This is a genomic window from Bradyrhizobium sp. (assembly GCF_035935975.1).
Classification (GTDB): Bacteria; Pseudomonadota; Alphaproteobacteria; order Rhizobiales; family Xanthobacteraceae; genus Bradyrhizobium.
Window position 1 is genome coordinate 98,577 of sequence record NZ_DASYWN010000007.1, and the last position, 13,885, is coordinate 112,461.

Sequence of the window (13,885 nt, forward strand, 5' to 3'; positions counted from 1 at the left end):
TCAGTGCGCCTTGATGATGTAGTTGATGACGAGGGTGGGCTGGACGTTGTTGTGTGCCCCGCCGCCGCCCGTCGAGACGTTGGTGATCGTGATGCCGGTGGTGTTGGAAGTGGTGTTGACTGTGGTTGTGCTGGTGTAAGCGGCCGTTCCGCCCGAAGCCGGCTTCTGCTCGCTGTTGTTCACGGCCACATACGGATGCGTGTGGCCAGGATCGGACAACGTGTTCGCGTGCGTATGCGACGGAATCTCCGACGTCGTCAGCGTGTGCCACTCCTCACCGCCGAAATCGCCTAGGCCAATACCTGTAAGCGTCGTCGTAAGTCGCCCGGCCGGCGTGCCGGTCATGCTGTCGAGGCCAGCGGGCACGCGGCCCCGCAAGTCAGGCATCGTGAAGGTCGTGGACCCGTCACCGAAACCGTAGATCGCGCCGCCGCCAAGCGCCGCAAACAGATTAGGGTACGCGGTACGTGAAACATTCTGGCCGGCACACAGAAGCCATCCGGAAGGAACAGACGCGCCGGCGTAGGGCCAAATGGCGCCCGCCGGGATGATCAAATCACGAAGTTGCGCCGGCACGTCGCTGCCCAATTTCGCGAGCAAAATCGCGTTATTGGCCACCTTGTTGGTCGTCACCGCGTTCGTGGCCAGCTTCGAGTTGGTCACAACGCCGTCGGCCAGCTTGTTTGCGGCGACGGCGCCGTCGGCCAGCTTGACTGATGCGATCGACCCGTCCGGGATCACCGCGGACGTCGTGAAATCGGCCAGAACATTCCACTTGGACGCATCGAAAACGGCCCCCGATGTGTGGGTGACGTTCGCGATGTAGAAGATCGAGCTGTGAAAAACCGTGCTGACGAAGGCGGTGTAAAGAACGCCGGTCGCCCATTGCGCCGGCGCCGCGAAACCGATGCTGACGCTGGAGTCGAACTGCTCTTTGCCGATGCTGCCGCGCTTTACGGCGCCGTCGTCGTCCTGAATCTTGGCCAGGTTCTGCTGGGTGTCGTCCATCGACAGCTTGACAGCGTTGAACTCCGCATCGAGTGATGCGCCGGACTGCTGCAAGGTCGGGTTTTCAGCGCTGAACAGCGCGAAACTGGTTTGGCGGTCGTAAGTCGTGGAGGACATATGTTTCGCCGACGGGGGTGAGAGAAAATGCGCGGGATTGCGCGGTGGGTGCCGTCGGCGAAGCGGCGTTGCGTCCGTAGTGAGAAGTGTAACTCAGACGCGGTTATTGAAAAGTGAAAAGTTGATTAGCGGCGAGTGATAACTCCATTCTGGATTGAATCGCTCGTTGAGCCGCACTACGAACTAACAACGCCACGAATCAACGGTGAGCATATGTTTCCCACTCGCTTGGCCGAAGTCTCCGCATCTCAAGTGCTTGAGGTCATTCAGAACGAAGCGGCCGAGACGCTGGATTTTGAGCTCAAGCGAACACTTCCCGTCAAAAAGGGCGTCGACCCTTGGATGACGAATGGCAAGCTTGGGGACGACGCAAAAGATGAACTCGCTGCGGAGATCATCGCGTTTGCAAACACCATCGGCGGGACACTCATTGTCGGCATCGACGAGGATACGGCAACAAAGCGCGCCAAGCCGCCAATATTCCCCATTCCGCGCTGCAAAGAAGCTGCTGCTCGCCTGCATCAGGCAATAAGCGATCGAGTAGAGCCGAAGCTTCCGGTATTCGAATGCGAAGGGGTCATTACCGAGGCCGACGGCACGAGTGGTGTTATCGTTATGCGGACGCTGGAATCTTACCTTGCTCCGCATAGGCACACGCAAAACAACCATTGCTATGTTCGCCGGAACGACCGTGCCGAGCCGATGAGCATGCTCGAAATCCAGGAGATGATCCGCCAGAAGGCGCGCTCGGCGGCGAATGCGGAGAAATCCTTTCAGGACAGCGGTGTCCGCTTCCACTCCTGGATTCCCGATGAGCACCAGCGTACTCACCCGGACGTAGGCGTCCAGGGCACCTACATCGCGCAGGGGACGACCCAAGGATGGGTCGGCATTTGGGCTGTGCGGGTTACTGCGCGCCCCCTTGCTCCTTTTGCGATTACGAACATCCCAAAGCAACCGTGGTTGAAGGGAATTGACACCCGCGCATTCAACGGTACAGGACAAATCCGACAGCTCGAATGGCGTGATCTCAGAACGACTCGCGCGTGGGCGCCTCGGCTCAGGGCGGTCGATCGCGAATTTGAGGGTACGAACAGCTTTGGACTAGATCGAATAAGCAGCGAGGGGCTTATCGAGCGTTTTGTCTGGCAGAAGCAGCCCGAAAACGGGCGGCCACGTCACGGCTTCCTTGAAATAACCGAGCTGCATTGGAACGTCGCATGTGTCGTTCATGCCGCTACAGTCATCCGAGCATTGAATTCTCGGCCAACTCAGCAATTTGCTCTTGAAGTCGAGCTCATGACTTCGGATCCGCTTCTCCTCCACGGCTACCCCCAACGGCCGACGGCGGTTATACCTGCTGGCAGCACGACATTTCCGCGCTACGAGATCGGCGAGTTGCAAACATTCGACGAGCTCATGATGACGGTGGACAAGGACGTGTGGAATTTGGGCAGCTATCATCCGTCATGGGAGCTGGGTGTGATTTGGCCGCCCGCAACTTGATCCTCCTCGTCGGGATCTTTGAATTAAACTTCGAGCTCGGCTTCCGCGCGGGATCTGATATTGTCCTTCAGCTTATCAACGAGTTCGAAAGCTTCCTCCCACAGTTCGTCGATTAGCTTCTGTTTGCCGCTTTTGTCGTTCTGATCGAGCGGAAAGGTCATATTGGATAGCAGCTGGACGAATTCCGTAGCCTTTCTGAAATCGTCTTGGCCCTGCGCTTCTAAAATTTCTAGCGCGCGTTCGGGGCCAGCCTGATCGAAAACCACTGCCTCGGCAATCGGGCCGGCAAACAGCACTTTCACGCGGCGACGCAAATAGTCCCGGACCTGATCGAAGGTTGTGATCTCCTCTTGAAGTCTAAGCTTGGCGCCGCCTTGCCCGCCAACGGCCCCGGATTGAGGATCATTCCATCAGTGTTAAACCCAAGATGTTCTGCCGCGCAAAGATGCCCGGCCTCGTGGTAAGCCATTCCTTGCGCTTGTTCGCGCTGTTCGTCCATGAAACTTGTCATCGAATTCGATTCCTGGCTGCCCTGAACTTCTCAAAAATCTGAAAATTAACCGAGCGGCTTTGCGGCCTTTGGACGCCGTGCGAGCGCCTCCCCCCTAGGGGTCGAGAGCCGGGGCCGGGGTCGGTACCGGCCGGGCCTGGCGCATTCTCATGCCGGCACGCGTCAACAGCGCAAGCCCCTCGTCAATCGTGTCGGCCAGGAGCTGCATCATTATCCGACCTTCCGCCGTCAATCGATCGCCTTGCTCTAACGCTGCCTGGCGCTCGCGCTCGAGATTCCGCTTCGCGCGCACGCCTTGCGCCGTGAGCGCTGGGCAAGTCTCGAGATCGATGATCGCCGCCAGATATTTCTCATCATCTTCGCCGGCAGCGAGGACCCGCTTATGAGCAATGACGGCAGGATCATTTGAGGGCGAAACTCGCTTCTGCTTCATGACGCGCTCCTCTGTGGCGCGTTGATTCTATCTAAGTCGCTGACGCGGCTCAAATACTCGAGTCGCAAAAGTGCCTGTGGCACAGCCATTTCTTGTATTGTTTTGCGAGTTCGAAACCCGACAAGCGAGAACCGCGCGTGAGGAAAAGCAAGCGCATTCAAGCGCTAGCTTGTCTGGTTTTACGTATTAGACTTTTATCGACAAAATATTCGTTGCCGAATTTTCAACAGGGCGCATCCTGATCGCGGGTCGAAAGCCCGAAACGTTAGCCGATAGCCAATCCGGTCAGCGGCGATCACAAATCTTGTCCAGGGGCCGCGCGCGTATGTCCAAGGCGCACGCCCAAAGGCGCGCGGGGCCGTCTAACGTCGGTCATTTCGCCCCTGGGCTTCAGCTCTTGCTCGAAAGGCAAAACGTTATGCGCTCATCCCTCGCTCTCTGCTCCAACGAATCTGCCTGCGAAACCGAGATCGGCCGCGAGCTCGCCCGCAGGAATGTGGGTGTCCTCTTGATCGTTGATGGACCCTACGCCCTGGTTCAGTGCCAGGTGAGCTCAGCTGTTGCCGCAGCAATGCTGGCCCCCCTCAAGGGTAAGGCCGCCGGCCAGTTCCGCGCCTTGGCCGGCAACTTGGTAGAGGTCGACGCCGCCGTGACGTTGCCGATGGCAACGCGAATGCTGAAGGCAAGAGACAAGATGGAAGCTCGCTTACAGCTCAACTGATCGATGTGCGCGGGTACGGCGGACGGCCCCGCGCCGCCTGCCGTGCTTCCGCGGTGCTTCCGGCGCGATTTTCCGGAAGAGCACAACGCTGCTAAGTATTTGAATTTGATGGTGCTGCCAGACAGGATTGAACTGTCGACCTCTCCATTACCAATGGAGTGCTCTACCACTGAGCTACGGCAGCATGTGCTGGGACAAGAATCGGCCGCCAAAGGGGCCTACCAAGCGGGCCGATATCTGCCACAAGCCCCCCTCCTGTGCAAGCTTGCTGGGCCGGTCAAAACGAGAAAATCGGGCCGATATCGAGGCCAAAATGCCCGTTTTCGCGCGAAACGACCGGCCTTCTACGGATTTTGGCCCCTGTTATCCCCCGCCAACTGGCCAGTTGGCCCCGGCTGCGGATTCGGTCCATTTCGAGTTTCGCACGATCGGTTCGCGCCCGCCTCTTGAGCTGCCGCATTCCTTGGGCATGCTGGCGCCGATGGCAGCGCTGGAACCGTGATGGCTGACGAGAACGACAAGCGACAGGACTCGAGGCAGGAGAAGGCATCCCGCGACGATCGCCTGAAATCGGCGCTGCGCGAAAACCTCAAGCGGCGGAAGCTGCAGGCGCGCGAACGCGCCGCAATGGGCGACCCCTCGCAGAATGACGATGCGATCCTAGATGAGGAGGCCGCCGGCAAGACCGGCGGTTGAAATCCGATCGACTGAAATTTTTGGAGTGCATGAAAGTGGCGATGGGGCAGGACGAGCAACGACGAACCGAGGCTGATGCGCAGATGGCGCGGTTCATCCGCCCTGAGCAGACCTTTCCGACGCTGACGCCGGCCGAGATCGAGCGCATCCGGGCTTTCGCGGAACCCCGCGCCTATGCCGACGGCGAATTCCTGTTCGAGACCGGCAAGCCAGGGCCGGGCATGTTCGTCGTGCTGAAGGGCCATGTCGCCATCACCCAGCGCGACGGGCTCGGTCATGTCACGCCACTGATCGACCAGGGGCCGGGACAGTTTTTGGCCGAGCTCAGCCAGCTCTCGGGCCAGCCGGCGCTGGTCGACGGCCGCGCCGAGGGCGAGGTCGAGACGCTGCTGCTGCCGCCGCACCGGCTGCGCGCGCTGCTGGTCGCCGAGGCCGAGCTCGGCGAGCGCATCATGCGCGCGCTGATCCTGCGCCGGGTCAATCTGCTCCAGGGCGGCGTCGGCGGCCTCGTGCTGATCGGTCCCTCGCATTCGGTCGGCGTCGTCCGCCTGCAGGGTTTTCTCACCCGCAATGGCCAGCCGCATCATCTGCTCGATCCCGAGCACGATCGCGACGCTGCCGAGGTGATCGCGCGCTACTCGCCCAAGCCCGAGGACTGGCCGCTGGTCGTTGCTGCCTCAGGCGAGGTGCTGCGCAATCCCAGTGAAACCGAGGTGGCGCGCGCGATCGGCATGATCGGCGGCCCGAAGGACGGGCGGATCTACGATGTCGCGGTGGTCGGCTGCGGGCCGGCGGGGCTCGCGACGGCGGTCTATGCCGCGTCCGAAGGGTTGTCGGTCGCCGTGCTCGACACCCGCGCCTTCGGCGGCCAGGCCGGCGCCAGCGCGCGCATCGAGAATTATCTCGGCTTCCCCACCGGAATCTCCGGCCAGGCGCTGACCGCGCGCGCCTTCACCCAGGCGCAGAAATTCGGCGCCGACATCATGATTCCGGTCACGGTGAAGTCGCTCGACTGCAGCCGCAAGGACGGCGCGTTCGCGGTGGCGCTCGACGGCTGCGATGCCCTGCGCTCGCGCGCGGTCGTGGTGGCGAGCGGCGCGCGTTATCGCCGGCCCGATATCGCGAACCTCGACAAGTTCGAGGGACGCGGCGTCTGGTATTGGGCCTCGCCGGTCGAGGCGCGGCTCTGCGCCGGCGAGGAGGTCGCCCTGGTCGGCGCCGGCAATTCGGCAGGGCAAGCCGCCGTGTTCCTGTCGGGCCATGCCAAGCGCGTGCTGATGATCATCCGCGGCGGCGGCCTGGGGGCCAGCATGTCGCGCTATCTCATCGAGCGCATCGAGGCGACGCCGAACATCGAGCTGATGTTCAACACCGAGATCACCGCGCTCGAAGGCGACGAGGCTTCGCTGCTGCGGCGGATCCACTGGAAGAGCCGGCTGTCCGATGACGGCGATTCCGCCGACATCCGCAATCTCTTTCTGTTCGTCGGCGCCGATCCCGCCACCAGCTGGCTCGACGGCTGCGGCGTCACGCTCGATCGCGGCGGCTTCGTCGTGACGGGCGCGCAGTCCGAGCTGAACCAGGGCAAGCTGGTGGCGCCGCTCGAGACCTCGGTGCCCGGCGTCTACGCCGTCGGCGACGTCCGCTCCGGCTCGGTCAAGCGCGTCGGCGGCGCCATCGGCGAAGGCGCACAGGTCGTGGCCTCCCTGCACGGCTATCTCGGCGACGCCGCAAAACCGGCGCTTTAGGGCACGATCCGGAAAAGTGTGAAGCGGTTTTCCGGCAAGATCGTGCTCAAAAAATAAGTCAAGGACAAGACAAGCAGATGGCAAGTCGAATGAGGCTTGCCATCTTGCCGTGTGATGCGGGACTATCGTCGCGTCGCGAGAACACTCGCGCGTGGAAAAACAAGATTCAACGGGAGGACTCAATGGCCGAACTCGTCGTGCTCTACAAGACGCCCAAGGACGCTGCCGCCTTCGACAAGCATTATGCCGAGACCCACATTCCGCTCGCCAAGAAGCTTCCCGGCCTGAAGAAATACGCCGTCAGCACCGGCGCGGTCGGCTCCCCTGCCGGACCGTCCGGAATTCACCTCGTCGCCATCCTCAGCTTCGACAGCGTCGGCGACATCCAGAAGGCCTTCGGCAGCGAAGCCGGCAAGGCAGCCGCGGGCGACGTGCCGAAGTTCGCCAGCGGCGGCGCCGACTTGCTGATCTTCGACACCAAGGAAGTGTGAGTCTCGATTCGACTTTCGTCGAAACCTGGAAGCCCGTAGCCCGGATGGAGCGAAGCGTAATCCGGGACAATGCGTCCACACGCGAAGAACCCGGATTTCGCTGCGCTCCATCCGGGCTACGCACCACAAACTGCTGTCGTTTGTGACAGCTCTGCAAAAAATTCAGCCATGCGTTTGTCGATTCGCACGATCACGCATGGCTGCACGCGCAAGTGTGACGACAGCGCAGGTGGCAATCTGATGAGGACCGTAATATCAATCTGCTGATCTCAGAGCAGAGAGGAGAGATGTCATGGTTCTTGGGTTGAGCCTGCCCGCCTTTACGTTGGTCCATGTCATCATCAGCCTGATCGCGATCGCCGCCGGTCTCGTCGTGATGTTCGGCCTGCTCGGCTCGAAGTCGATGCCGGGCCTCACCGCGATCTTCCTGCTGTTCACGATCCTCACCAGCGTCACCGGCTTCCTGTTCCCGTTCAAGGAACTGCTGCCCTCGCACATCATCGGCATCATCTCGCTGGTGCTGCTCGCGATCGCCTGCTTCGCGCTCTACGGCATGAAGCTTAGCGGAGCCTGGCGTCCGGTCTACATCGTGACCGCGATGATCTCGCTCTACTTCAACGTCTTCGTGCTGGTGATCCAGTCGTTCCTGAAGGTGCCGGCGCTCGCCGCGCTCGCGCCCGCCGTGCCGCCGGCACCGCCCTCCGGCCCTGTCTTCGCCGTGGTGCAGGGCATCGTGCTGGTGTTCTTCGTGGTCCTGACCATCGGCGCCTGGCGCCGCTACAAGCCGATGGCGTTTGCCTGATCACACGATCGTCGTCACGCCGGGGTGATGGGAGCCATCGCACTCGGCGGATCGCACACCCATCTTGCGGATCGTCGGCCTGCGCCCATGCGCGCGCCATCACGCAATGATTTCAACCGAAAGGATGCAATCCATGCCCACCATCACCACCAAAGACGGCGTCGAGATCTTCTACAAGGATTGGGGCTCGGGCCAGCCGATCGTGTTCAGCCATGGCTGGCCGCTGTCGTCCGACGACTGGGACGCGCAGATGATGTTCTTCGTCACCCGCGGCTATCGCGTCGTCGCCCATGACCGCCGCGGCCACGGCCGCTCGGCGCAGGTCGCCGACGGTCACGACATGGATCATTATGCCGACGATCTCGCGGCGGTCACCGCGCATCTCGACCTCAAGAATGCCATCCATGTCGGCCATTCCACCGGCGGCGGCGAGGTCGTGCACTACATCGCGCGCCACGGCGAGAGCCGGGTAGCGAAGGCCGCGATCCTCTCCGCAGTGCCGCCGCTGATGGTGCAGACCGCAGCCAATCCCGGCGGTCTGCCGAAGAGCGTGTTCGACGATCTCCAGAAGCAGCTCGCCGCCAGCCGCACGCAATTCTATCGCGATCTCCCCGCCGGACCTTTCTACGGCTACAACCGTCCCGGCGCAAAGCCGTCGGAAGCGGTGATCCAGAACTGGTGGCGCCAGGGCATGATGGGCGGCGCGAAAGCGCATTACGACGGCATCGTCGCGTTCTCGCAGACCGACTTCACCGAGGACTTGAAGAAGATCACCGTCCCCGTGCTGGTGATGCATGGCGACGACGACCAGATCGTGCCTTACGCCGATTCCGCCCCGCTCTCGGCCAAGCTGCTCAAGAACGGCACGCTGAAGACCTACAAGGGTTATCCGCACGGCATGCCGACCACCCACGCCGAGACCATCAACGCCGACCTGCTGGCGTTCTTCAAGGAGTGAGTTGGACGCTTACGCTCCCCTTCAGGGGGAGCGTAAGCTACCTCACTTCAAGATCGCCCTGATCGCATCGAAGGTGCGCTTCACGAAGGCCTCGGGCTTTTCGCGCGCACCTTCGCCGATCCAGCTCTCGCCGCCGACGCGCATGGCGCCGGTCGAGATCATCGCGACCAGCCGCGCCTTCAGCCGGTCGGACTTGCGGCCGGAGCGCTGGGCGAGCCCTTCGGCGAGGGCCTGCTCGAGCTTTTCGTATTTGAGCTGATCGCGGGCATGGAGCGCGGGATTGTCGCGCTTGAGCCGCGACATCGCGGCGGCCTCCGTGGGATCGATTCGCTTGAGCGCCGCGGCGATCGCGTTCTCGGCTGCCGTCAGCATGGATTCGTCCGCGGGACGTGCGAGGATCTCGGCGACCAGCGCGGCCGCGGCATCCTCCTGCCAGGCGGCGACCACGTCTTCCTTCGAGGCGAAATAATGGAAGAAGCTGCGCCGCGACATGTCCGCCGCGGCCGCGATGTCGTCGATGGTCGTGGCCTCGAAGCCGCGGTCCAGGAACAGCGCCATCGCCGCGCGCTTCAGCCGCTCGCGCGTCTGCTGCTGCTTGCGCTCGCGCAAGCCCGGCGCCGGGGATTTTCCTCCCGGCGACAAGGACTTGGCACCTTTCCTGACCGGTTTTCCGGCGGACTTCGACACCTTCAAATTATTTCACCTCTTGCAAACTTGCACTCAGTGCACATTTAGACCCGTCGCGGGCGTTTTCCAGCCCCGAACGGAGATATGCATGACCGACGGGACCACGGCAGACATCCCCTCCCTCAGTGGCAAGACGGCTGTCGTCACCGGCGCCACGGGCGGCCTCGGCTACGAGACGGCGATGGCGCTGGCGGGCGCCGGTGCCATTGTCATACTCACCGGGCGCAATGACGCAAAGGGCCTGCGGGCGATCGAGGGCATTTGCGAACGCTTTCCCAACGCGTTGATCGCCTATGAGCATCTCGACCTCGCCAGCCTTGCCTCCGTCGCCGATTTCGCAAGGCGCTTCGCCGCCAGCAACGAACAGCTCGATCTCCTGGTCAACAATGCCGGCGTGATGGCGTTGCCGACGCGGCAGCAGACCGAAGATGGTTTCGAGATGCAGCTCGGCACCAATTATCTCGGCCACTACGCGCTGACGGCGCGCCTGTTGCCGCAGCTTCGCCGCGCGAAAGCGTCTCGCATCGTCAATCTCTCCAGCCTTGCGCACCGCTCCGGCGCGATCCATTTCGACGACCTGCAAGGCAAGCGGTCCTATCGTCCGTGGCGCGCCTATTGCCAGTCCAAGCTGGCGATGCTGATGTTTTCGCTGGAGTTGCAGCGCCGCAGTCTCGCCGCCGGCTGGGGCGTGCACAGTATGGCCGCGCATCCGGGCTTTGCGCGGACCGATCTCATCTCGAACGGGCCGGGCACCAACACCCTGCAGTGGCGGGTCGGCCGGTTGCTCCAGCCCTTCATGAGCCAGTCCGCGGCCGAGGGCGCGTTGCCCACGCTGTTCGCCGCGACCTCGCCGGCTGCCGAGCCCGGCGGTTATTACGGCCCGAACGGGTTTTATGAAATGAAGGGACCGCCGGCAGCGGCGAAGATCATGCCGCGGGCGAAGGATTTTGCCGCGGCGGCCATGCTGTGGGATGTCTCTGCAACGTTGACGGGTGTATCGTTCGACGAGATCGCGGTCGCTGCATGAGCCGCGATATCGTTGGGGACCTCCCGATGCGGGTCATCATCTTCGGCGCGACCGGCATGGTCGGGCAGGGTGTTTTGCGCGAGTGCCTGATCGATCCCGCCATCGAGCGCGTGCTCGTGATCGGCCGCAGCCCGACCGGCGTGCGGAATCCGAAGCTGACCGAGATCATCCACGGCGATTTCACCGACTATTCCGCGATCGAGTCTGAGCTGACCGGCTTCGACGCCTGTTTTTTCTGCCTCGGCGTGTCCTCGATCGGCATGAACGAGGAGCGCTACCGCCATCTCACCTACGACATCACGCTCGCTGCCGCGACGACGCTCGCGCGGCTCAATCCGCAGATGACCTTCACCTATGTCACCGGGGCCGGCACCGATTCCACCGAGCAGGGCACGCGGATGTGGGCCCGGGTCAAGGGCAAGACCGAGAACGATCTGCTCAAGCTGCCGTTCAAGGGCGCCTACATGTTCCGGCCGGGCGCGATCCAGCCCTTGCACGGCATCCGCTCGAAGACCGCCTGGGTGCAGGCGGTCTACACCGCAACCTGGCCGCTCTGGTCGGTGTTGCGCCGGATTTCGCCGCGGCTCGTCACCTCGACCGAGCAGATGGGCCGGGCCATGATCCATGTCGCGCGGGTCGGCTATCCCAGCAAAATCCTGGAGATGGAGGATATCAATAGCCTCTGATCCCCGGGGCCGTTAGTTCTAAGGAAATTTCGGCGGCCGCGCGCGTTGGGCCGTATCGGCCCTCGAGGAGAAATATTGGTGATGTCTCCCCAGCTCAAACTGATCGCGCTCGATGCCGACGATCTCGCCGTGATCTCGACCCATGTCCAGGACGCCCGGGTGCAGGCCGCCGACATCATCTGGCGGCAGAGCGAGAAACGCCTGGTGGTCGGCATGAGCCGGCTGGACTGGGAGCAGACGCTGGACGGCGAGGCCGAGCCGCGCCGGCTGGTCGCCGCGCTCCGCTTCGACCGCGTGCTGGCCTGTAAATCGCGCAACATCGATCTCACCGCGCCGGACAAGGTTCTGGACCTCGTCGGCATCGAGTTTCATCCCCAGGACGGCCGCGCCGAGGAGCCCGGCGGCAGCGCCCTGCTGCTGTTCGCCCAGGGCGGCGCCATCCGCCTCGACGTCGAGTGCCTCGAATGCGAGCTGACCGATCTTGGGACGGACGAACTGGGAACGGGACTGGAGATCGAGGGGGAGGGGTGAGGTCGCCTGTATACCAGCCGGCCCGGCTCAATCCGTCGCCCAAGCGGCACCCCGCGAGGGTTGACGCAGCTTCCCCGCCGCGCCATTGAGCAGGGGGTCGGGTGAGCCAATCCGCCCCAAAGACCAGCCGGAAGCCAAGCCAAAATGCCCGTTCGTCTCGACCGCAGCAGCGCCGATTTTGACCAGCGATTCGCGGCCTTCCTCGCCGCCAAGCGCGAGGTCTCGGCCGACGTCGAGGCCGCGGCGCGCGCCATCGTGGACGACGTCGCCAAGCGCGGCGATGCCGCCCTGCTCGAAGCCACCGCGAAGTTCGACCGGCTGAAGCTGGACGCATCCGGCCTGCGCATCACCGCCGCCGAGATCGACGCCGCGGTGAAGGCCTGCGATGCCGCGACGCTGGACGCGTTGAAGCTCGCGCGCGACCGCATCGAGACCTATCACCGCCGCCAGTTGCCGAAGGACGAGCGCTTCACCGATCCGCTCGGCGTCGAGCTCGGCTGGCGCTACACCGCGATCGAATCCGCCGGCCTCTACGTGCCCGGCGGTACTGCGGCCTATCCGTCCTCGGTGCTGATGAATGCGGTGCCGGCGAAGGTCGCCGGCGTCTCGCGCCTGGTGATGGTGGTGCCGTCGCCGGACGGCAAGCTCAACCCGCTGGTGCTGGCGGCCGCGCAGCTTGGCGGCGTCACCGAGATCTACCGCGTCGGCGGCGCGCAGGCCGTGGCCGCGCTCGCGCACGGCACCGCGACGATCGCGCCGGTCGCCAAGATCGTCGGCCCCGGCAATGCCTATGTCGCCGCCGCGAAGCGGCTGGTGTTCGGCAAGGTCGGCATCGACATGATCGCCGGCCCCTCCGAGGTGCTGGTCATCGCCGATGACACCGGCAATGCCGACTGGATCGCAGCGGACCTCTTGGCGCAGGCCGAGCACGATGCCAGCGCGCAGTCGATCCTGATCACGGACTCGGCGCGGCTTGCCGCCGATGTCGAGAAGGCCGTCGAAGCGCAGTTGAAGACGCTGCCGCGCGCGGACATCGCAGGCCGCTCCTGGGCCGATTTCGGCGCCATCATCATGGTGAAGAACCTCACCGACGCCATCCCGCTCGCGGATGCGATCGCCGCCGAGCATCTCGAGATCATGACTGTCGATCCCGATGCGCTCGCCGCAAAGATCCGCAACGCCGGCGCAGTGTTCCTCGGCGCGCATACGCCCGAAGCCATCGGCGACTATGTCGGCGGCTCCAACCACGTGCTGCCGACGGCGCGCTCGGCGCGATTCTCCTCGGGCCTCGGGGTCGCCGACTTCATGAAGCGCACCTCGATCCTGAAATGCGGCCCGGACCAGCTGCGTGCGCTGGGGCCGGCCGCGATGACGCTCGGACAAGCGGAGGGGCTGGATGCCCATTCGCGCTCGATTGGATTGCGCCTCAATCTGTCATGACCCAGCCGCCCGAACAGGACGACTCGCAGAACCGCATCGTCGGCGTCACGCTCGACGAGGACTCGATCGGCCGTTCCGGGCCCGACATCGAGCATGAGCGCGCGATCGCGATCTACGACCTGATCGAGCAGAACCTGTTCGCGCCCGATGGCGCGGACGGCAAGGGGCCGTTCACGCTGCATATCGGCATCACCGGCAACCGGCTGATGTTCGACATTCGCCGCGAGGACGGCACCCCCGTGGTTGCGCATCTGCTCTCGCTGACGCCGTTCCGGCGGATCGTGAAGGACTATTTCATGATCTGCGACAGCTATTACCAGGCGATCCGCACCGCGACCCCCGACAAGATCGAGGCCATCGACATGGGCCGCCGCGGTATCCATGACGAGGGTTCGCGCACGCTGCAGGAGCGGCTGAAGGGCAAGGTGCGGGTCGACTTCGAGACCTCGCGCCGGCTGTTCACGCTCATCACTGTCCTGCACTGGAAGGGCTAGGGCATGGCCCGGAAAAGTGTGCAGCGGTT

Annotated in this window: 16 protein-coding genes and 1 tRNA gene; 12 read left to right on the top strand and 5 right to left on the bottom strand. The window is 63.4% G+C overall.

Annotated features, from left to right (window positions below):
- The gene (locus VGR99_RS02340; RefSeq protein WP_326896692.1) at positions 1–1,125 is read right to left on the bottom strand and encodes a phage tail protein; all 1,125 of its coding nucleotides are present in this window, start codon (positions 1,123–1,125) and stop codon (positions 1–3) included.
- 213 nt (positions 1,126–1,338) lie between these two features.
- Between VGR99_RS02340 and VGR99_RS02345 the strand changes: the two genes are divergently transcribed.
- Complete coding sequence (locus tag VGR99_RS02345; RefSeq protein WP_326896693.1) at positions 1,339–2,631, top strand: ATP-binding protein; 1,293 nt, start codon at positions 1,339–1,341, stop codon at positions 2,629–2,631.
- A gap of 23 nt (positions 2,632–2,654) precedes the next feature.
- On the opposite strand, the gene VGR99_RS02350 is transcribed toward VGR99_RS02345, so the two are convergent.
- Together VGR99_RS02350 and VGR99_RS02355 are read right to left on the bottom strand one after the other, a co-directional pair.
- Positions 2,655–2,933: a hypothetical protein gene (locus tag VGR99_RS02350; protein ID WP_326896694.1), complete on the bottom strand. Its 279-nt coding sequence runs from the start codon at positions 2,931–2,933 to the stop codon at positions 2,655–2,657.
- A gap of 303 nt (positions 2,934–3,236) precedes the next feature.
- A complete protein-coding gene (locus tag VGR99_RS02355; RefSeq protein WP_326896695.1) occupies positions 3,237–3,575 on the bottom strand; it encodes a hypothetical protein in 339 nt (112 codons plus the stop codon).
- 418 nt (positions 3,576–3,993) lie between these two features.
- Between VGR99_RS02355 and VGR99_RS02360 the strand changes: the two genes are divergently transcribed.
- Positions 3,994–4,296 (top strand): hypothetical protein, encoded by a 303-nt coding sequence (locus tag VGR99_RS02360; protein ID WP_326896696.1) that lies wholly within the window; start codon positions 3,994–3,996, stop codon positions 4,294–4,296.
- 109 nt (positions 4,297–4,405) lie between these two features.
- Here VGR99_RS02360 and VGR99_RS02365 read toward each other — a convergent pair.
- Positions 4,406–4,480 (bottom strand) — tRNA-Thr (locus VGR99_RS02365).
- Positions 4,481–4,797: 317 nt separating this feature from the next.
- Here VGR99_RS02365 and VGR99_RS02370 point away from each other — a divergent pair.
- From VGR99_RS02370 to VGR99_RS02390, 5 genes are all read left to right on the top strand, one after another.
- Entirely contained in the window at positions 4,798–4,992 is a 195-nt protein-coding gene (locus VGR99_RS02370; protein WP_326896697.1) for a hypothetical protein, read from the top strand.
- A gap of 41 nt (positions 4,993–5,033) precedes the next feature.
- Positions 5,034–6,740, top strand: a complete 1,707-nt coding sequence (locus VGR99_RS02375) for an FAD-dependent oxidoreductase (RefSeq protein WP_326896843.1) — start codon at positions 5,034–5,036, stop codon at positions 6,738–6,740.
- Between the two features lie 182 nt (positions 6,741–6,922).
- Entirely contained in the window at positions 6,923–7,231 is a 309-nt protein-coding gene (locus tag VGR99_RS02380) for an EthD family reductase (protein ID WP_326896698.1), read from the top strand.
- 292 nt (positions 7,232–7,523) lie between these two features.
- Positions 7,524–8,033: a hypothetical protein gene (locus tag VGR99_RS02385; protein WP_326896699.1), complete on the top strand. Its 510-nt coding sequence runs from the start codon at positions 7,524–7,526 to the stop codon at positions 8,031–8,033.
- A gap of 133 nt (positions 8,034–8,166) precedes the next feature.
- A complete protein-coding gene (locus tag VGR99_RS02390; RefSeq protein WP_326896700.1) occupies positions 8,167–8,991 on the top strand; it encodes an alpha/beta hydrolase in 825 nt (274 codons plus the stop codon).
- 42 nt (positions 8,992–9,033) lie between these two features.
- Here VGR99_RS02390 and VGR99_RS02395 read toward each other — a convergent pair whose 3' ends face one another.
- Positions 9,034–9,684, bottom strand: coding sequence for a TetR/AcrR family transcriptional regulator (locus VGR99_RS02395; protein ID WP_326896701.1), 651 nt, complete (start codon positions 9,682–9,684; stop codon positions 9,034–9,036).
- Between the two features lie 82 nt (positions 9,685–9,766).
- Here VGR99_RS02395 and VGR99_RS02400 point away from each other — a divergent pair, with 82 nt between their 5' ends.
- The 5 genes from VGR99_RS02400 (at position 9,767) to VGR99_RS02420 (ending at position 13,856) form a co-directional block, all read left to right on the top strand.
- Complete coding sequence (locus VGR99_RS02400) at positions 9,767–10,705, top strand: SDR family oxidoreductase (RefSeq protein ID WP_326896702.1); 939 nt, start codon at positions 9,767–9,769, stop codon at positions 10,703–10,705.
- A gap of 26 nt (positions 10,706–10,731) precedes the next feature.
- Positions 10,732–11,391: an NAD-dependent epimerase/dehydratase family protein gene (locus VGR99_RS02405; RefSeq protein ID WP_326896703.1), complete on the top strand. Its 660-nt coding sequence runs from the start codon at positions 10,732–10,734 to the stop codon at positions 11,389–11,391.
- Between the two features lie 81 nt (positions 11,392–11,472).
- Positions 11,473–11,922, top strand: a complete 450-nt coding sequence (locus VGR99_RS02410) for a DUF2948 family protein (RefSeq protein WP_326896704.1) — start codon at positions 11,473–11,475, stop codon at positions 11,920–11,922.
- Positions 11,923–12,066: 144 nt separating this feature from the next.
- Positions 12,067–13,362: a histidinol dehydrogenase gene (hisD, locus tag VGR99_RS02415; RefSeq protein ID WP_326896705.1), complete on the top strand. Its 1,296-nt coding sequence runs from the start codon at positions 12,067–12,069 to the stop codon at positions 13,360–13,362.
- A complete protein-coding gene (locus VGR99_RS02420) occupies positions 13,359–13,856 on the top strand; it encodes a UPF0262 family protein (RefSeq protein WP_326896706.1) in 498 nt (165 codons plus the stop codon). The genes hisD and VGR99_RS02420 overlap by 4 nt, the downstream gene beginning before the upstream one ends.
- The last annotated feature ends 29 nt before the right edge of the window (positions 13,857–13,885 follow it).

Bases quoted from the DNA above. Each gene is read 5' to 3' on its own strand.
- VGR99_RS02340 (WP_326896692.1), bottom strand. From the start codon at position 1,125: ATGTCCTCCACGACTTACGACCGCCAAACCAGTTTCGCGCTGTTCAGC.
- VGR99_RS02345 (WP_326896693.1), top strand. From the start codon at position 1,339: ATGTTTCCCACTCGCTTGGCCGAAGTCTCCGCATCTCAAGTGCTTGAG.
- VGR99_RS02355 (WP_326896695.1), bottom strand. From the start codon at position 3,575: ATGAAGCAGAAGCGAGTTTCGCCCTCAAATGATCCTGCCGTCATTGCT.
- VGR99_RS02360 (WP_326896696.1), top strand. From the start codon at position 3,994: ATGCGCTCATCCCTCGCTCTCTGCTCCAACGAATCTGCCTGCGAAACC.
- VGR99_RS02370 (WP_326896697.1), top strand. From the start codon at position 4,798: ATGGCTGACGAGAACGACAAGCGACAGGACTCGAGGCAGGAGAAGGCA.
- VGR99_RS02375 (WP_326896843.1), top strand. From the start codon at position 5,034: ATGGGGCAGGACGAGCAACGACGAACCGAGGCTGATGCGCAGATGGCG.
- VGR99_RS02380 (WP_326896698.1), top strand. From the start codon at position 6,923: ATGGCCGAACTCGTCGTGCTCTACAAGACGCCCAAGGACGCTGCCGCC.
- VGR99_RS02385 (WP_326896699.1), top strand. From the start codon at position 7,524: ATGGTTCTTGGGTTGAGCCTGCCCGCCTTTACGTTGGTCCATGTCATC.
- VGR99_RS02390 (WP_326896700.1), top strand. From the start codon at position 8,167: ATGCCCACCATCACCACCAAAGACGGCGTCGAGATCTTCTACAAGGAT.
- VGR99_RS02400 (WP_326896702.1), top strand. From the start codon at position 9,767: ATGACCGACGGGACCACGGCAGACATCCCCTCCCTCAGTGGCAAGACG.
- VGR99_RS02405 (WP_326896703.1), top strand. From the start codon at position 10,732: ATGCGGGTCATCATCTTCGGCGCGACCGGCATGGTCGGGCAGGGTGTT.
- VGR99_RS02410 (WP_326896704.1), top strand. From the start codon at position 11,473: ATGTCTCCCCAGCTCAAACTGATCGCGCTCGATGCCGACGATCTCGCC.
- hisD (WP_326896705.1), top strand. From the start codon at position 12,067: ATGCCCGTTCGTCTCGACCGCAGCAGCGCCGATTTTGACCAGCGATTC.
- VGR99_RS02420 (WP_326896706.1), top strand. From the start codon at position 13,359: ATGACCCAGCCGCCCGAACAGGACGACTCGCAGAACCGCATCGTCGGC.